A 17,497-nucleotide genomic window follows, 5' to 3' on the forward strand; every position below is an offset into this window, starting at 1 on the left:
GGCGCATGCTTTTGATTTGTGCGGCCCCTACACTGAAGTTCGTCGCATCAATGCCCTATGCGTCGCTGCGATGAGCATCCGCTGGCGGGTAGCTTTCCTAGGGCGACGAACCAGAAAAAGAGGCGTTGCCTCAAACAGGTCTGCGCCATTGCAACGACGGTTGGAGGTGGGCGTCCTGCGCCCGGCAGATGACTCAACTATCGACTCGGAAATGCTCCGCACTCTGGCCAGCATTGACGGCGCGCTGCAGCCAGTCGGGCATCTCGCCCTCCCCGTCCCAGGTCTGGCCATCCGCACTGCGGTAGCGCGCCTTCTGCCGCTTGCGCTGCCGCGATGGGAACACGCCTGCCGCCGCCAGGTCGGCATACGAGAGCCCGTAACGCGCAATCTGCAGACGGACCCACGTGACCGCCTCGGCACGGCGCCGCAGGGCCACGGTGGAGCTGGGTTCACTGATGGGGGGCGCGACGCGGTTCGGCATGGGAGATGACGTTCAGAGAGGATGACCACGGATCATCGCTGCGCAAGGTCCGTGCGGGCCCACTGAGATTACTCTGGCGCGGGCGATCCCAGGTGGGGTCGAGATATTAAGCGCGCATTGTGATGTGGGTTCGCCCACTGGTGATGCTCTGGACGAGAGCGGGTCACGATCACGAACGCGCCGACCTCATTGGCGAAGTTGCGAGACGATCAGCCGTCGACGCGACAAAGTCCGCAATCACACGGGCCGCATCCCGTGGCACGGCCTGCAGGAGGCAATGCGGTGCATCCATCTCGACAAGTTGCGTGTCCGATCGAATCTGCTGAATGAGCGCAGCTGCGGAACGCGGTACGACGTTGTCTTGCGCTCCTTGTAGATAAAGGAGCGGCACCTGCACCGCTGCAAGGTTGTCGGTGACATCCACTTCGAGCACGGATCGCAGTCGCACGCGAAAGACTGCCGGCGTCACCGTGGCCACGGCTTGCTGGAACATGCGATGCAAGGGCTGGGTAAAGAATCGGCCAAACAGGAGCCGGCTGCCGATGCTTGCGATGGCGACGTTGAACGGCAGTAGGTTGAGTGCGGATCGGAGTGGACGCATCCGTGGGTGCGGGTTACGCGCGAAGGTACAGCACAGGATCAAGCCTCGCATGCCGAGAGGACGACTGGCTGCGATTTCGATTGCCAACGGCCCGGAGAACGACTCACCGAGCACGACATAGGGTCCGTCGATAGCCTGGACCGCGGCCTGAATCCGAGGAAGCAACGCTTCGTAGGTAAGGGGCTCCGACTCCGGATACGTGATGACCTTTGGCTCGATGCCCTTGTTCATTTCGGCGAGCAGCGGCTGAAACAGTCGGCCGGTCCCATCCATGCCTGGAAGCAGCACCAGCGTGACCGGGGTCTTCTGACTCATCTGATGTCCCATCTCGTTTTTAATGGCGCGAGCACTCGCAGGTGGGGTTCAAAATGGGGTTCAAAATGGGGTTCAAAATATCAAACATAGCTCGTGACTTTGGCTCGCACACTGGTGCTGCTGTGGGCAAGTGTGGGTAGCCTCGTGGGCAACCTGTGGGCAGGCGCAGCCTGTCCATCGGGTTGTCCATCAGGCTATCCACACGGGCCGCGCTAGCGGCTGTCCACAGCCTGGTGGACCACCGCTGCTCGCCTTTCGAGCGTCGGTCGCAATGGCCTCTCAAGTGCCTGCAGAAGCCGCACAAGCAGGCGTAAGATGGAACAGAACGGTGCAACAGAGAACGGCCGCGCTGGATACCCCTGCCTCGCATCGGCAGTCACGCGTTCGCGGCCACAAACGCTACAAAGACCGTAAGCGTTCGAGAATGGTCGTCCTATCCTGATAGACCAAGAGCAGTCATTGTTGCGTCCGCAACCCGGAATTGCGGACGCAATAATGACTACAGAAGATGAACTGAGCTACCTGCCGCTGAAGGTGACCCATGTTGGGGACAACGGCAAGCGCACCTTTGATGCGGAAGACAAGCGCCGGTTAATCGAAGCGTGTCGGCAGCCCGGGGTATCGCTCTCGGGGATGGCGCTCAAGGCAGGCGTCAACGCGAACCAATTGCACAAATGGGTTCACGGGCGTGGGCGCAAGCGTAGACGAGACAACGAACTTGCTGCACTCGGGCGTGAAGCAGATGTACGGTCTGCATTTATACCCGTGGTAGCAACACCGTCCGGGCCGAACCTGATAGCGGGTCCGGCACGTTTGACGGCACAGTTGCCCAATGGGGTGACGGTCGCACTTGAATGCAGCGGGCTGGATGCAGCGCTAGTCAAGGCGATGATCGAAGCACTGGGAGCAAGATGACGTTCCGGTTCGACGAAGGGCTGCAGGTGTACCTGCACCGCGACGCGGTGGACTTCCGCAAATCGATCAACGGCCTGGCGGCGTTGGTCGAGCAGGCCATGGGGCTCGATCCGTTTGCGGCTGCGGTGTACGTGTTCCGCAACCGGCGGGCCGATCGCATCAAGATCTTGGGCTGGGACCGCAACGGTTTCTGGCTGCTGTTCAAGCGCCTGGAGCAAGACCGGTTTGCGTGGCCACGCCAGGCGGCAGTGGCGACACTGAGCGTCGAGCAACTGCACTGGTTGCTCCAGGGCATCGACATTGAGGCGATGCAGCGGCATCCACGGCGCGCGTATCATCGGGCGGCGTGAACGCCGCACAAGTAGCGGCGGTCTAACTCGTCATGCCGACCACCGTCACCATCACCGCCGAGGAATACGAAGCGCTGCTCGCCAGTCGAGCTGAGCATGACGCACTGCGTGGGGATCTCAAGCGGGCCAGCGGCGAGTTGCGTGTGGTGACGGTTGAGCGGGATCTGCTCAAGGAACAACTGAAGGCATTCCAGCGCCAGCTGTTTGCCGCCAAGAGCGAGGTGCGTGGTTCTGAGCAGAAGGATCTGTTCCTCAATGAGGCCGAGGCGCTGGCCGCTGGCACTGCTGCACCGGCTCAGGAAGAGGAAGGTACGCCGGCGATTGAGGTGCCTGCACACACGCGTAAGAAGCGCGGGCGCAAGCCGCTCGATCCGGCGCTGCCGCGCGTCGAAGTCCGTCACGAGCTGCCCGAGTCGGAGTGCGTCTGTCCGTACGACGGTCAACCTCTGGTCGAGATCGGTGTGGAGATCAGCGAGCAGTTGGATATCGTGCCGCAGCAGATCCGTGTGCTCCAGCACCAGCGCGTCAAATACGCTTGCCCGTGCTGCGATGGTGGCATCAAGACGACGCCGGCACCGGCGCGTGTCATCCCCAAGGGGCTGTTGACGGAATCGGCGCTGGCCTGGTGTATCACGGCCAAGTACCAGGACGGCCTGCCGCTTTACCGCCAGGCGGCACTGCTGCACCGCTTCGGCGGTGACCTCTCGCGCGGCACCTTGGCTGCCAGCGTGGTGCGGGTGGGCCAGGCCGTGCAACCGTTGATCAACCGTAAGCAGTCTTTAAACGACGCCTCTCAGCGTGTCGCAGCCATGGCCCACGGCAAGAGCGCGGCGTAGTCATCGACGGTTGTCGCCAGCGGGAGTTTCCTGAACAGCCAGACGAGATACTGGTACGGATCGAGGCTGTTGGCCTTACAGGTTTCGACCAGCGAGTAGAGATTGGCGCTTGCGTTGGCGCCGGCCACGGTGGTCGCAAACAGCCAGCCCTTTCTTCCGAGCACGAACGGACGGATCGCGTTCTCGCAGGGATTGTTGGAGATCGGCCATGTACCGTCCTCGACGTAGCGGGCGAGCTTGTGCCACTGGCCGTGGAGATACTGCATGGCTTTGCCCAGCAAGCTGCCAGGCACTACGGCCGGCATCTGCTCGCGCAGCAACGCTGCGATGGCCTGCAGGACGTGGGCGCTGTAGCGCTGGCGCAGCCGTTGTCTGCGCGCCGCCGGCCAGTCTGCCGAACGCGATTCCGCAGCGAACAACCTACCGATGAGCTTGACGAAGCGCGTAGCCGTCAACTGCGGCGTGCGCGCGGCTTTCGGCACCGCCTCCTCGGCCTTGATGAAGCCACGGCGCGCGTGAGCCCAGCAGCCCAAGTGGACGAGCTGGTTGTCGACGGCCAGGCCGTTGTAGAGTTCATAGCCGTCGGTGATCAATGCCGTGCCCGGCCGGATTCCGGCGTAGATCGCGCGGGCGTGCGCAGCGCCGCGCCCCGGCGCGTAACTGAACAGCCGCACGGGTGGTCCCGATCCGTTCATCTGCGCCCAGATATAGCTCTTGGCTTGCGCTCGGCGCCCTGGCTCCTTAAGGACCTGGAATGTCGTCTCGTCGCCATGGATCAGATCCGACTCGAACAGCGTATCGCGCAGCAGGTTGATCACGGGCTGCACCGCCAAGCCCACGCGGACCATGCTGGCGGCGATCGTGTTGGCCGAGATGTCGCCGCCGAAGCGGCGCAGCAAGCCGGCCTGACGGTACAGCGGCATGCCGAACTGGTACTTGCCCGTAGCGATCCACGCCAGCGCTGACTCGGTGAACAGCCCACGAGGGATGATGCGTGCCGGCGCCGGCGTGACCTTGATTCCCAGGTCGCAACACGGGCAGGCGTACTTGACGCGCTGGTGCTGGATGACGCGGACCTGTTCTGGAATCACGTCCAGTTGCTCGCTGGTTTCGACGCCGATCTCGACCAGCGCATGACCATCGTTGACGCAGAAACGCTCGGCCTCGGGCAGATCGTGACGCACCACTTCGCGAGGCAGATTGGGATCAAGCGGCTTGCGCCCGCGCTTCTTGCGCGTGTGCGCGGCGACCTTCGTGCCGGGGACATCCTCCTGTGCGGGTTGCGCGCTGGCCGTCAGTGCTTCGGCTTCGTTGAACAGACCGAGCTGGCCTGCATCGCGGGCCTCGCTGGTCGCGCCGAACAGTTCGCGGCGATAGGCACGCAACCGTTCCTCGGCCAGATCGCGTTCGGCCTTTGCCAAGCGCAGCTCGCCACGCAGCACATCGTGATCCCGCTGGAGCTGGCCAAGCGCCTCGCGCGCAGCCAGCAGTTCCTGGAGTTCCTCGGCGGCGATCGTGACGTTGATGGGCATGTCGGCTTGGACCGACATACCCAGGTGCGGTTCAGCTTGCGCGTGCGTAGAAACGCTGCGGATGCTTCTTGACCACGGCGATATCGATGCCGTCGAGCAACCAGTGCAGTTGCTCGACGCTCAGTTTGACGATGTCGGACGTGTCGGGCCAGATGAACCGGTCGGCCTCCAATCGTTTGAGCAACATCCAGAAGCCGTTGCCGCCCCAGCCGAGAATCTTGATGCGGTCGCGCCGGCGATTGCCGAACACGTACAAGGCTTGGGCCATCGGATTGAGCGCCATCGCCTGCTCGACCAGGATCGACAGGCCGTTGATGCCAAGCCGGAAGTCGACGGGCTCGCGATGCAGGAAGACCTTCAGGCCGTCGTCGAACCGGAACACGGCAGCCTCCCCAGCATCTGGACGATCGTGGCCAGTTCATCGAGATTGGCTTCGCCTAATTCGAACTCGACTCCATTGGGCAAACGCACGTGCAAGGCGATTGCCATGCCGACGCTGGGCGGTCGGCCTGCCAGCGATGCCGGCTCGGCGACAACGGGAACAAATGCATCTCGTGAGGGCGGCAACTCAATGGTGTCGGCGCCGCCTTCCTGCTCGTCGACAACCGCCGTAGTGCAGCGATGCTTGCGCTGGTGTGCTGCTATCCATGTCCTCACGAGATTCGGATTGACGCCATACTTCATTGCCGTGCGGGCGATAGAAGCTCCTGGCTTTAAGCAGGCTTGTATCAGTTCCTCTTTAGCCACCTCGTCATACTGCCGCCGGCCATCTCGCTTGCGGCCGATGACGAGGCGATCCTGCAAACTCTCTTCCCTTTCGTCCATGTGTGCACCTGTCCACGTTCATCAACATGGACACGTAGCATCTGTGAACCCTCAGCGCGACGCCAGGGCGTCAATAATTGACGCCTTACGATCAACCTGCTGCGCGACCACCTGCTCGATGCCGAGGTCGTGTATGGCGATGAGACGCCGGTTCAGGTCCTCAAGGAACCCGGGCGAGCCGCACAAAGCAAGAGCGTCCTGTGGGCGCAGATGAATGGCTTGGGGCCACCCGTACGGCTGTTCACCTATAGCCCGACACGCAGCACGGCCCAGGCCGCCACCTTGTACGCCGGCATTCGATCGGGCTCGGCTCTGATGACGGACGGATACGCACCGTATGACGACATCGCCCGCCGATACGAACTCGTGCACCTTGGGTGCTGGGCGCACGCACGGCGTTACCTGATCGAGGCAGAAGAGGCGTTGCCCAAGGCCAAGCGCGCCGAGCATCCCGTGGCCAGGTTCATCGAGCGTATCGGCAAGCTGTTCGGCATCGAGACCCAAACGAAGGACATGACAGCACAGCAGCGGCAGCAGGTTCGTGCAGCACAAAGTCGGCCGGTGCTGGGCGAGCTTGAGGCGTTGCTCCTGCAGCACCTGCACACCGTGCTGCCACAAAGCCTGTTCGGCAAGGCCTTGCACTACCTGCATGGGCAATGGCCCAAACTGACACGCTACGTCGAGAACGGCGCTTGGCCGATCTCGAACAACCCATGCGAGAACGCCATCCGGCCGTTCGTCGTCGGGCGCCGCAACTGGCTGTTCTGCGATACCGTGGCGGGCGCTAACGCCTCGGCCAACCTGTACTCGCTGGTGGAGACCGCCAAGGCCAACGGCGTAGATCCGTATCGGTATCTCGTTGCTGCGCTCAAACTTCTGCCCAAAGCGCAGGCTGCTGACGATTACGAGGCCTTGCTGCCTTGGAGGTTCAAGCCGTCAATCGCGAGTTAGTTGGTCTTGGCGTTCTGCAACAGACATTCTTACCAGCGAGCTCACCGAGATTCTCAACAAGTTTCGCGATGCACTACTAGTCTTCGCGTATGAGGGGACGACGCTTATGTGTGTTGTATAGCCTGTAGGTTATTTTTGGAGAACCAAGCCATGGGCGGATGCGTTTCAAAGACAGGCGGTGCAAGTCCAGCGCACTATTCTTACGAACACTCTTCAACAAATCAGGAGCAGCCTTCGACATCACAAGGTCGGCGAGCTCGCTCCAACACGTCTCCAGAGCTTCAATCTCTTTCCAAACAGGTCTACCGTGACACGGTGCTATGGCACGGTACTTCGCAAGCAAGCAAAGTAAATATCCAGGCCTCTGGTTTTGACACACGCAATAAGCGTTCAGGTGCCACTCAAGGCGTGGAAAATCGGCATGAGGTCGATCCGGCATTCAGGGAGCGGGCATCCGGATATAACTACTTTACATCTCATCGCGAGATCGCAAAGAAGTATGCCCGTACTGCGTCACCTGATAGCCCGGCACTTGTAAGAACGATCGGGATACGTTCCGGATTTGGCTTGGAGCTTGATCCTGATTCTAAGGTCGCTGGACAAGTGTCACAATTTTCAGCACGAACAACCAGTCGGATTCCAAGCAGCCACGTTTTGGGCTCCAAGAGAGACAGCGCAGGCCCTAGCGCTCGAATATTTCAGCAAGAGCTAAGGGACGCTGGCGCCGAAGTTTCTACAAAGATGGCTGGCGAGCTTCTGAAGTATGCGCAAACCGACTCGGAAGATGACTTTGGGGGCAGCGACGATGAGGGGACACACTACTAGCGGCTGTCGGGGGCTCCACCGAAACGTGCGTGCATGTTGCTCGCCAGTTGCGGGACGTTGTTGTACAAATCAGCCTGCTTACGGTTGCACCCATCAAAAGCTGTCGGAGGGCCAACGACGGTTGATAGCGCGACCTTAGGTGCGGTCACAACCGAGGCAAATCGTAGGGGGCGCGCCTGGCCGGGCGTCGCCCCCTTTTCGTTTTTATAAGCAGCCTCAAGACGTTCATTTTCGAGCGCTTACCAAAGACCGGGAGACCACGATGAGCGCCTCCGACGACGATTGGAGCGGCGTCGCATTCGCGCAGAACAACCGCACAGCGGATGTGCTTGCCGCCAACTTGCAGGCCAACGGCATCCCGCCGCCCGGCCACGTCGTGGCGAACATCCAGCTGTACTTGCGCGCCACGGTGGCACCAAAGGGCCTGAAGACCCCTTACCTGACTGTCACCCTGTTCGATGCGTCCGGCAGTCGCGATCTGGCGGCAGCTTACCGCCAGGCGATCAAGGGCGGCTAGGTCGTTTCCCCATCGTGCACGTGATGTGATGGAGCGACGGCAGGTTCTCGTGCACGTAGCACTTGTCGCGCAACACCTTCGGCCAACTCGCCCAACACATAGTCGAACCCACCGGGATCAGTTAATCCTGCATCCGGCGCGCGCGCACAACCGCGCCGGCGGTCTTGATGACGGTGTGCAAGCAGTAGATATCCCACACCAGGCGACGCATGGGACGCGTCGGGCTCTCCTGGTAGAGGGCACGAATCTCCGCCTGGGTGAGCGCGGGATAGTTCTTCCGTTCCGGATTCTTCATGGCAGGCACCGATACACAATAACCCCCGCACCCCACCCACCCCCGCCGTTCAATCGCATAGCTCGGCTTCGGCCAACTCAGGCGTCTCGACCTCGCTAGCGGAAAAAGCAGGGGCCAGCATTGCGTGGCGGGCCTTGGCATCCCAAAGCGACTCAAGGGGCCCATGGATGGTGGCTTCGCGCGACAGCATGTAGCCAGACTGGCCAAGCACATACAGCAAGGCGATGGCCCACCCGCTCAGGAGCTCCCAACCGTAGGGCGAAACCTGCGTCCAGTGATCCATCGCCGCCTCCTTGTCGACCGTGGCTGGCCGAGCGTGCGACGCATTCCAACTGCGTCCGGTGCTGCTAGCGTTGGAGGCACACTGCTGTACAAATATACAGTTTCAACACTTGTGACTGACCCAGCGCGGGGCGGCGCCAGGACTATAACTGGGACCCGCAGGGACGGCGCAACTCGGATTCCGTGGGCGCCGTGTAGATCCAGCCATTCTTGCTGGTGCAGGTATAGAGCCCTTCCCCCTTGAAGGGCATCGCATGGATCGGTTTCGTACGGGCTGCCAAGCGCTGTTCAAGCGCATGCAGGTTGGCCACAGCACGCTCGTCCTGGCGCTGCTGATAGATCAGCCAGGCAATCATCGCAACGATGACGACGCAGACCAGCGCAAGCGGCACCATGCGGAGTTTCGGGTGTGAGGTCATAGCTGTGCACCTCGTCGAGTGGTCTGAGCAAACGGGTCGGCGTGGCTGATGAAGGTGTGTCCCTCAAAATACGCCACACCGCAACGCAGGACCCAATAGCCGGTCTTCGGGTAGACCTCCACCGGTTCACCACCGCACGAGGCAGCACGCAGTGCGTCCAGATCTTCGAAACCGACCGCCCCCACATCTCTTGCCAGGAACCGCGGGTATTGCGCGCCGTTGACCAGGTACAGACGCTCTGCGACGGTCAAGAGTCCGACCATCGCGGCCCCAAGGGGAATCGCGGCCTTCAATACGGTACGGATGGACATCGATACTCCGATGTTCGGTGTGGTCAGCTTTAGCGCCGTGCGGCCAACGCGCGCTGGATCTTCTGATCCGTCTTGTACTGGCTCAGGGCATACACCGACCAGATCGCCGCGGGAATCCAGCCGATCAGCGTGAGTTGCAACAGCAGGCACACGATGCCGGCGAACGGGCGGCCAATGGTGAAGAACTGCAGCCACGGCAAAATCAAGGCAAGCAACAGACGCATCGGGGCCTCATAGTCACGATGGGGCCGGCGACCGGCCGGCGCGGGCGCACTTACGCGCGGAAAGCGAATTGGTTAGGCGTGCGCCGTTTGGCCGGCAGCCGCGTCGGCCGACATCCGGCCCAGCAGGATGGCCGCGCTCAGCGCCATCCCTTCGGTCACGAATCCTTCCGGCACGCCAGCGCATTGCCACTCGGTCGCCGAACCGCCATCCACGAGAACGCGGTACGCGCCCTCCCAACGATTGTCCGATCGGCGCGTGGTACGAACCTCAACGGCGCCATGCTTGGCTTTCACAATGATCGTGTTCACAGGATTCCCCCAAGGATAGGTCTCCCCACCGCGGTCCTGCTCTTACGGCAGGACGACTTCCTAAAGGTAGAAAGTGAACGCTCGGATGTCTAGCATCGGGCACCTCACTCGGGCGCAGGCGCGCCGTGGACGCGGGTATTGCGCTTGAGCCCTGGGGGGCCTTCTCCTGAAAATCCTTCGGTAGCCAACGCACCATTCCGACCGTTCGGCATCGCACGCTGCACCGGCGATATGGTGGTTCCGCTGCGCTGCCGGACCTCTAGGTGATGGTGATGAACACCGGCAGCCGGCCGACTCAGGACGCGATCGCCATATGACTTGGTGAGAGCACCGCCCGCGCAGTCGCCGGCGGCGAGACGCTAGCGTAGGCGAAAAAAACCGGCTTGCAACTTACGGCGCTGGTCAAAGTAGCCGTGGGATTTGGAGGCGGGCGCCGTTATGACGGTCACACCAAGCTAACTGACGTCACCGCGGGCGTACGCGAATCACAGCGCGATCATCATGCGCCGATGCAGATGCGGCCGGTCAACCGGTGCTCCTGGACGCCGCACCCTGCTGTCGGTAGTGCGCAACGATGTTGCTCCTGGACAGGCACTGAGCCCCATATCCGGGACAACGCCGAAGTGCAGCTGCAGTGCGTCTGAAGCATCTGCCCGATCGACCATGGCTGCGGACCTGAAGGCACGCTCATCCGCGTGCGCGCATTGGCCTTGCTGCTCAACAACCGCATCGAACGACGCGTTCAAAAGCTCCCGATCAATCACTGGATGCGAAACGAACCACGGCGCAACAGGGGCGTCCGTGGTGATGGTGCAGATAGTTCGTAGCGTTTCGGGTCTTCATGCGCTGCATCACGACACACGCTAACGCGAATGAAAGGCAGCGGCGAGGCAGGCGCGCACCAACCCAGACATCCTCGCAGGCTTAGCCGTGGGAGACTCAGCACACATCGGATGCAGATCTTTGGTACTGCCTCGATGTTTTTTTCGTCAACTCCATCAAGGTGGAGTCACCTTACTGGCGAGCCGTTTGGCTCACCCGCGTGTTAGAAAGCTGCTCAATCCCTCAAGTCGCTCATGAACGACTCTCACTTGTGGCCCTCAGCAAGGCTTGCAATACGGCAAAGCTTCTGGACTATATTGGCCGCCGCAGAACCACCCGCTTCAGTTGGGAATATCAATGCACCTCCACACGATGGCTACGCTAGCGCATTTCGTGTACCCCGCTAGCAGGTTTCGTGATCATGGCTACCGGAGTTTGCGATCTTCAACAACTAGGGATAGCCGGGTCATGTCGGGATGGAGTTCTATACTGTTACCCGACGCCTGCGGCGCCGCACCTTCGTTGATCGTTCCAGTAGCCGCTATTTGTTAAGAGTTCGGTGAGCGACGTAAAAGCCGACAGCCGCGCAACTCGACGCGGCCGCCGCGACGATCAGCGGGATTCCTGACAACAGAAAGCCACCCTTGTTCCAAGCGGTGAGCCAAAGAACGGCGGACACGGCCGCCCACCGAAAAGAGAAGGATCTGGCACGCAAGCGGAACCAGTCATGCTTGCTTGCCTGGCGATTGTCCGGTTCTCCCGTGGTCAGGCTGTTGGCGTCAGTATTGGTCTGTGTTGTTTCGGATAACATTGCCATACCTGTGATTATCGCGGCGTGTACCGTCCCGCGCCGCCGCTCGACTGTGACTATGTGTCCGCACCTCCGAGCCTGTCATTTTCAGCTGATCCGTTCGAATTCGCAGTTATTTCGCTCTTCGACATCAAAGCTCAATTGTCATTGATATAGAACACATTCACTGTCGTGATGTTCGCTTCCGGCGGAAAATCCGCGACAGCGGGTGGATTCTGCTGATAGTCCACGCACTTCACCACGCCGTTGATATCCTTCGCCAGAACAACCATGTGCCCCGTGTTGTTCGCACGCGTATAGGCAATGCCCACACCTGAGTTGTTCGGCATCGGATTCAAGAAATCGCCCCGGAACGTTGCATCATCGTTGTATGCCCGAACAGCCACGTTCTGCACACCGCCTGCGGCAAACAGAGCTTGGATCTCATCCAACGTGGCGGTGTCCTGTTGCATGATCTCCGCGCGCTGGAAGAACTGCGAGGCCGTCTGGTTGCTCAACGCGGCCACCGAGCAGTAGTAGCAGTTCTGGTCGAGGTTTTGGTTGATGTCGTTGGCCGTCGTGCCGATATCGAGAATTGGCGAAAAGCTTCTGGGCATGGTGCGCTCCTTTTACAGGTGAGGTAGGTATTGCGGCCACGGCCAGCGCTCGCTGGTGTAGCCGTTACTCGAGAAACTCCGTCGCTGGAGAGTCGAATGCGTGAATCACGTGCATGGGGCCGACGTGGCCGAGCCCAAAGGGTGCGCACAGATTAGCGAGCCTGCGCACCTGCAAACCTGCGCATGGCGAGCAACGCTTGCATGTCGCCGACGAATGCGTCGAAGTCGGTCTCTACATTCGGTTCGGCCGAGAATGAGTACCGTGCGGATCGCTGCCAGAACCTATATCCCTGCTGCTTCCACACGGTCGGTACGACAGGCGCGCTTGTGGATTCCCAGTCGGCAATCCACAGGGGATATCTGCTGAAGGCCTCGTCCGCGAGATACGCGTTACCCATGGCAGCGTTCGTGTACAGAATGGGCGTGCAGTCGGCCTTGCGTTCGAAGGCCGCCAGGACCTTTAGAAGAGCCTGCTGGACTTGTTGAACGGGGACTTTCGCAGCTCGGCTAGGAAGGCTGGCCTCTTCGAAGTCCACGGCGGGGCATAGGTCATTCGCCCCGAACTTGCCGATTGCGCTGATCGCGGTATCAGCCTGCGTCTCTGGGTCAAGTTGCAACGTGAAGAAATGATAGGCGCCGCGAACCAACCCGCGATCGGCCATGCGTCGCCAGTTCGTCTTGAAGCTGGGGTCGATCGTCATACCGTAGCTGGCGCGGGCGAACGCGAACGCGATCCCTTTGGATTCCAGGACTTCAGCTCCACTCTCGCCGTTCCATTTGGAGATATCCAGGCCCACGATGGAAAACGCAGGCCGGGGTACCGATGCCGCGCTCGCCACCGGAGCAGTCAGTGACGGCGCGCTCGGGGCCGATGCCGAGGCAACCGTTGGTGGGTCACCAGCGATGGCGTGTGGCGCCGCTCCGATGCTCGGGGAAGGTTTTGCTTCATGTGCTGGGCTGTGCCACCAATACACCGATCCGGTTGCGCCGGAGAGGGTCAGCAGGGTTGCCGCCGCATGAGTCTTGTATCGCTGAACCCAAGCGGCGATGCCGGCTGGGCCTTTCGAGTTCAGATCCGTTGCCGGCGTTGCGGATGGGCGATCAGCTGCGTTCGAAGTTGCGCCGAGCTCCGTTGCCGGTGTCGGCGCAGGCGCAATAATCAGTTTGGATAGATCCCGACGGCAATCGTCCGGAATGCAAAGCATGCCGTTGACGCAGTCGTGCACAAGATCGAATACGGCACCATCGAGTCTGACACCACGATAGATGACGTCGCCCGCATCGCTCTGGATCGTGTCGGGCTCGAATGTGAAATCACCGCGCTTGTTCAGCACCACGTGCGCCGTGCTCGGCTTGGGGTCTTGGAACAGGTCACTGACGTAAATCATGTCGTGCAAGACCGCCGGCTCCGTACGGAACACATAGATCAGCCGGTGTTCCCGCAGCCGCGCCAGCAGCACGCACATGTCCAGAAGCCCCTTGAGTTCGGCGGCGAGTCTCTCGGGCTGCGCGTAAATCTGCGTTCTCAAGTAGAAGTAGCCGAACGCACGACCGGGCTGCAGGATCAACGCGCGCCCGGCCGCTTCATTGAAGTACTCGGTTTGCAAGAAGCTCGCCAGCCGCTGTGGCAGCATTTCGGTGGCGGTCAGCATCTTTGCAATCCACGCAGCTTCCGATGCGCGGAATGCAGGTAGCCTGTCGGCGGTCTGCTGTTGTTCGGGCATGGCACTCGTGTGCATCACTCCTGCCAGGCCACAGGGGACCACTAAACAGCGGCACCCGTAGCTTGGCAGAATGCAATGCGTTGGCTTGATTAGGCGATGACGGACATCCATCAGGCAACGCCGCGGTTCAGCGACATCCCGCGCTTGAGCCTTTGCTTCCGCTTCTATTTGGACTTGTAGGTCTGACTCGCATATGTGAGCGACGCCCAGGGGGAGGCCCTCATGTACAGGTCGAGTTGCTGGTTGGCATTCACGACGCCACCGACGATTGCGCTGCCCACGTTGCCGTTGCCGTAGGTGCTCGGCGGGCTGTCGCTGACGAGGTAGGCAGAAAGGTCCCAAAGCCCGGCGTCTTGACCACCACGATGGACATAGGTCACCTGTTGCTGGCTTCCGGGTTCCCAGTTCTCCTCCACCCATTCGTCACCGGAAATCTGCTGCCACGTGTCTTCTGCACTCACGAGTGCGTCGATGTGGAATACCGGCCCACCGAGAATGGAAAACAGCTTGCAGCCAGAAAGGTCATACGTGAAGAACAGCGTTCCTGCGGCCGCTCTTGCAATCGAGTCAGGCCGCAGGGCGGTCAGCTCCCCCTGTTTCCAGGGCAGCCAGAGGATGGTGGCGGCTTCTCCGGAAGCATCCAGGTCGATTCTGAAACCGGTTTGCGTTGCGTGCAGATACACGTCCAGCAAGCCCGGATATCTACCATTGAGCGCGGCATCAAACTCAACCGTCTGGTCGGCGCCACCGGTCATCGCGGCACGAAGATCATCTTGGAGCGGCATATCAAGGTTCCTGTTCGTATGGAGGTAATCGAAGCCGGGCGGCGGGCGCCACAAAGCGTGCCTCGCAACGCTGTCCGGCCTCGTCGGACGGGGTCATCAGGGCCAGGTTGCGCTCTGGCAGCCTGGCCTGTGTCACGGCAATCGCGGCTGTGCCGATCAGTGCGTGGCGGGGCCGGGAGCGGGGCTGGGCTTAACGGGATCGGAGTCGTCGCCGTCGATTGCCAGAAACTTGCCCGGGTAGTACTTGGCCATCCACATCTCAGCCAACTGCGAACGGGTGATGGGCTTGAGGTAGTAGTTGACGGGCACGCCGATGTTGCCCGCCAGCGCCTTCTGGACGTAGTCGTCCAGCGCGTCCATCACAGAGTTGGTGTCGATGATCTTGTTCTGCTGGCTGTCAATGTTCGCCAGGCCGCTCAACGTGGCCTGGATTCGCGAGTTCTGCAGAGTCACCATCTGCGCCCCGGTGCGCGCCGCCTGCGCGGATGCGTCAACGGAGTCCTGCGCCTGAGCCGTCGCGTTTTGCAGCTTCATTAGTGCGGCCATGGACTTGGCGCCGTCGTCATCGCTGAAACCCTTCACGCCCATTGCCACCTGGTTCGACTTGATCGACGGGATTGAACCCATCGTGACGAGCGAACAGTGCGAGGTGATGTTCTGAGTGCTGAGCAGATTCTTCGCGTCCTGCGAGAAACTGCTATCAACGCCGAACCCGCCTTGGACGTCGGCAAACCAGCCGGAGACCTTGAACTGTTCCTGCAGCTTGTCGGCAAAGGAGTACATCACTTCGCTGCTGGTCGTGTCGGTGGTGTTGAGGACGTGCACCATGCCGATGAAGCATGAACCATAAGTAGCGCCCGACAGGATCGTGATGGATTTTTCGTCGGGGGTATCCGCCTGGCTTGCGATCGTGGCAACGTTCGAGATCGAGTCCGTCTTGATCATCGCGTCGGAGTGGACCTGATTCCAGACACGGATGGCTTTGTCCACGTCGAGGATGAACGGGGCAAGCAGCACCGCGTCCTTGTGCGTACAGGTGACCGAGATGACCAGCGTGCCGGCGATGCTGTGATTGGCCATCTGGCTGTTCACCTGCGACGACGCCGAGGAGCTGGCTTGCGATGAGAAATCGTCGCCGAAATAGCTCACCTGATCGCTCACGAATGCGCTGATGGTGGCCGCATGCGTATTGGAATTCTGGGCGTTCTGGTCGACGGCAAAGTACTGCACGTTCATGCGCATCGAATCTGCCGACAGGGGCATCTTCTTGATGGCGGTGCGATTGTAGTCAAGCGGGCTTTCGATGGAGTCGTTGATGCTCCGGATCGTTGCCTTGAGCGGCTGGGTATCCTTGAGGGACTGAATCTTGGCTTTGGCGAACGCCGAAGCTGCCGCTGAAATTTGCTTGCCAGTATCGTCGCTGGCCGTGATGACATCGGCCGGGTCGGCGCCCATGTTGATCATTTCCTGGATGGTCATGTCCAGGGATCGCTTGGTTGCAATCAGCGAATTGAGGGTGTCTTCAGCCGAATCAGCGGGCGCTTGCGCGGCTGCGATCTTTTCGAGAACGTCGAGACGTTGGGGGCTGACAATGTTGCCCAGAGCGAGCGCGGGATCGTACGGAATGGTCGATGGCATGAGCTGGTCCTGTTAGATACGTCGGGAAACCATGTATTTCCTGAAATCTTGCAAAAACGACTGAAGATAGTTCTCGGCATGAGCGGAATCGACATGAAAGGGCATTTCATGCCAGCGCCTGCTAAAATCCTGGCCAAGTTGATTAGCCAAGCTCAAAGCAGTTAGCGAAAGCCGATGCGTTTTCGACGGTCATTTTCTATTTGGCAACTGCGTACGGCGTGACCTCCATTGCAATTTGAATTGCCTTGTTGACGTGCAGGCCGCCACTCTGCAGGGAGCGACCTCGGAGAATCAATACTCAATGCACTTGGATGCGAAACCCAATCCACGTGACAATGCCTTCGGCATTACCCCGCCTACGTTTATTCCGTCAATTTCGCTCAGATGGCCAGCGCTTGTTGATCAGCGCAACGTCACGCGCAACTACGCTTTATGTGAACGTACACAGCACGGCAGGGGCAACGTTTGCCCATCGATAGTGCAGGTTGATGTCCCCCGCATGCGCGAGGAGGCGACCTCGGCGAATTTCAACCGCAGGCGATCCAAAGAATTTCCGTGCCATTGAACTCCCCCCAGGAGATAATCCGGCAGAAAATGAATTTTTTTGAGATTCCGGAGTTGCGATGAACAAAACCTTTCGCCATTATCCAATACAGGCTTTGCTAACATCAGCATCAACCGATGACAAACCATACTCGGCCAATGAGCAACTGCGTAACCCTACAACGGTGGGGGAAGGGTATGCCCGATTGGTTCCGCACTACAAATGGACCTCAATTCACAAACTGACTTTGCAAAATAGCTGGTCGTCTTGGAATAAATCCGTCAATAATTAATTCTTTTGGCCGAGCCGATCTATAAAACGACCTGAACGGCGGCCACGTCTTCACCGATGTAGCGACGGCAGCGCTGGATTCCGGGCATGGCACTGAATTCTCCGGGCCGGTCCACCGCGTTTGGTTGAAGTTGCCGACCCAGCCGCCAAAGACGTTTTCGTGGTCGATGTGTGGCCCGGGGCATCCCGGTGCGTCCACGCTCGATCGCGCCACCTTGGCCGACGCCAGTACCGGCGAGCACCATAGCCTCGTGGGCAACCTGTGGGCAGGCGCAGTCTGTCCATCAGGTTGTCCATC

The 17,497-nt window shown here is 60.4% G+C and carries 18 protein-coding genes and 2 pseudogenes; 5 read left to right on the plus strand and 15 right to left on the minus strand.

The annotated features are described in order from the left end of the window. Nucleotides 1-193: 193 nt before the first annotated feature. Nucleotides 194-481 carry an H-NS family nucleoid-associated regulatory protein gene (locus tag ACN9M1_RS26525; protein WP_426400892.1) on the minus strand — a complete coding sequence of 96 codons (288 nt, stop codon included), beginning with the start codon at nt 479-481 and terminating at the stop codon, nt 194-196. A gap of 169 nt (nt 482-650) precedes the next feature. Then, nucleotides 651-1,397, minus strand: a complete 747-nt coding sequence (locus tag ACN9M1_RS26530) for an alpha/beta fold hydrolase (RefSeq protein ID WP_426400893.1) — start codon at nt 1,395-1,397, stop codon at nt 651-653. A 495-nt stretch (nt 1,398-1,892) separates the two neighbouring features. On the opposite strand from ACN9M1_RS26530, the gene tnpA (ACN9M1_RS26535) reads away from it, so the two are divergent. From tnpA (ACN9M1_RS26535) to ACN9M1_RS26545, 3 genes and pseudogenes are all read left to right on the plus strand, one after another. Next, on the plus strand, nt 1,893-2,312 hold the full coding sequence (tnpA, locus tag ACN9M1_RS26535) for an IS66-like element accessory protein TnpA (RefSeq protein WP_426400894.1): 420 nt from the start codon (nt 1,893-1,895) through the stop codon (nt 2,310-2,312). After that, nucleotides 2,309-2,662, plus strand: a complete 354-nt coding sequence (gene tnpB / locus ACN9M1_RS26540) for an IS66 family insertion sequence element accessory protein TnpB (RefSeq protein ID WP_426400895.1) — start codon at nt 2,309-2,311, stop codon at nt 2,660-2,662. The genes tnpA (ACN9M1_RS26535) and tnpB (ACN9M1_RS26540) overlap by 4 nt, the downstream gene beginning before the upstream one ends. Before the next feature lie 32 nt (nt 2,663-2,694). After that, nucleotides 2,695-3,429, plus strand: a pseudogene (locus ACN9M1_RS26545) (transposase); the annotation flags it as partial. A gap of 26 nt (nt 3,430-3,455) precedes the next feature. Here the strand turns inward: ACN9M1_RS26545 and tnpC (ACN9M1_RS26550) are convergent. The 3 genes from tnpC (ACN9M1_RS26550) to tnpA (ACN9M1_RS26560) are packed head-to-tail and all read right to left on the minus strand — an operon-like array spanning nt 3,456 to nt 5,855. Next, nucleotides 3,456-5,030, minus strand: a complete 1,575-nt coding sequence (gene tnpC / locus ACN9M1_RS26550) for an IS66 family transposase (RefSeq protein ID WP_426398811.1) — start codon at nt 5,028-5,030, stop codon at nt 3,456-3,458. 31 nt (nt 5,031-5,061) lie between these two features. Then, a complete protein-coding gene (gene tnpB, locus ACN9M1_RS26555) occupies nt 5,062-5,412 on the minus strand; it encodes an IS66 family insertion sequence element accessory protein TnpB (RefSeq protein ID WP_426396465.1) in 351 nt (116 codons plus the stop codon). Further along, nucleotides 5,388-5,855, minus strand: coding sequence for an IS66-like element accessory protein TnpA (gene tnpA, locus ACN9M1_RS26560; RefSeq protein ID WP_426396463.1), 468 nt, complete (start codon nt 5,853-5,855; stop codon nt 5,388-5,390). The genes tnpB (ACN9M1_RS26555) and tnpA (ACN9M1_RS26560) overlap by 25 nt, the downstream gene beginning before the upstream one ends. A gap of 90 nt (nt 5,856-5,945) precedes the next feature. Between tnpA (ACN9M1_RS26560) and tnpC (ACN9M1_RS26565) the strand changes: the two are divergent. Both tnpC (ACN9M1_RS26565) and ACN9M1_RS26570 read left to right on the plus strand, forming a co-directional pair. Then, a pseudogene (gene tnpC, locus ACN9M1_RS26565) lies at nt 5,946-6,806 on the plus strand (IS66 family transposase); the annotation flags it as partial. 1,087 nt (nt 6,807-7,893) lie between these two features. Further along, the gene (locus tag ACN9M1_RS26570; RefSeq protein WP_426400896.1) at nt 7,894-8,148 is read left to right on the plus strand and encodes a hypothetical protein; all 255 of its coding nucleotides are present in this window, start codon (nt 7,894-7,896) and stop codon (nt 8,146-8,148) included. 121 nt (nt 8,149-8,269) lie between these two features. Here ACN9M1_RS26570 and ACN9M1_RS26575 read toward each other — a convergent pair whose 3' ends face one another. From ACN9M1_RS26575 to ACN9M1_RS26620, 10 genes are all read right to left on the minus strand, one after another. Next, complete coding sequence (locus tag ACN9M1_RS26575; RefSeq protein ID WP_426400897.1) at nt 8,270-8,443, minus strand: hypothetical protein; 174 nt, start codon at nt 8,441-8,443, stop codon at nt 8,270-8,272. 49 nt (nt 8,444-8,492) lie between these two features. Then, nucleotides 8,493-8,726, minus strand: coding sequence for a hypothetical protein (locus ACN9M1_RS26580; RefSeq protein WP_426400898.1), 234 nt, complete (start codon nt 8,724-8,726; stop codon nt 8,493-8,495). A 142-nt stretch (nt 8,727-8,868) separates the two neighbouring features. Next, the gene (locus ACN9M1_RS26585; RefSeq protein ID WP_426400899.1) at nt 8,869-9,144 is read right to left on the minus strand and encodes a hypothetical protein; all 276 of its coding nucleotides are present in this window, start codon (nt 9,142-9,144) and stop codon (nt 8,869-8,871) included. Beyond that, nucleotides 9,141-9,455 (minus strand): hypothetical protein, encoded by a 315-nt coding sequence (locus ACN9M1_RS26590; RefSeq protein ID WP_426400900.1) that lies wholly within the window; start codon nt 9,453-9,455, stop codon nt 9,141-9,143. Before ACN9M1_RS26590 ends, ACN9M1_RS26585 begins: the two co-directional genes overlap by 4 nt. A gap of 29 nt (nt 9,456-9,484) precedes the next feature. Then, entirely contained in the window at nt 9,485-9,679 is a 195-nt protein-coding gene (locus ACN9M1_RS26595) for a YqaE/Pmp3 family membrane protein (protein WP_426400901.1), read from the minus strand. A gap of 72 nt (nt 9,680-9,751) precedes the next feature. Then, on the minus strand, nt 9,752-9,988 hold the full coding sequence (locus ACN9M1_RS26600; protein WP_426400902.1) for a hypothetical protein: 237 nt from the start codon (nt 9,986-9,988) through the stop codon (nt 9,752-9,754). 1,770 nt (nt 9,989-11,758) lie between these two features. Beyond that, entirely contained in the window at nt 11,759-12,217 is a 459-nt protein-coding gene (locus ACN9M1_RS26605; protein WP_426400903.1) for a hypothetical protein, read from the minus strand. Nucleotides 12,218-12,369: 152 nt separating this feature from the next. Next, a complete protein-coding gene (locus tag ACN9M1_RS26610) occupies nt 12,370-13,941 on the minus strand; it encodes a GH25 family lysozyme (RefSeq protein ID WP_426400904.1) in 1,572 nt (523 codons plus the stop codon). A 164-nt stretch (nt 13,942-14,105) separates the two neighbouring features. Further along, complete coding sequence (locus ACN9M1_RS26615; protein ID WP_426400941.1) at nt 14,106-14,696, minus strand: BLF1 family deaminating toxin; 591 nt, start codon at nt 14,694-14,696, stop codon at nt 14,106-14,108. Between the two features lie 186 nt (nt 14,697-14,882). Then, complete coding sequence (locus tag ACN9M1_RS26620; RefSeq protein WP_426400905.1) at nt 14,883-16,364, minus strand: hypothetical protein; 1,482 nt, start codon at nt 16,362-16,364, stop codon at nt 14,883-14,885. Between the last annotated feature and the right edge of the window lie 1,133 nt (nt 16,365-17,497).

The sequence above is a fragment of the Ralstonia sp. R-29 genome (assembly GCF_049913345.1).
GTDB lineage: Bacteria > Pseudomonadota > Gammaproteobacteria > Burkholderiales > Burkholderiaceae > Ralstonia.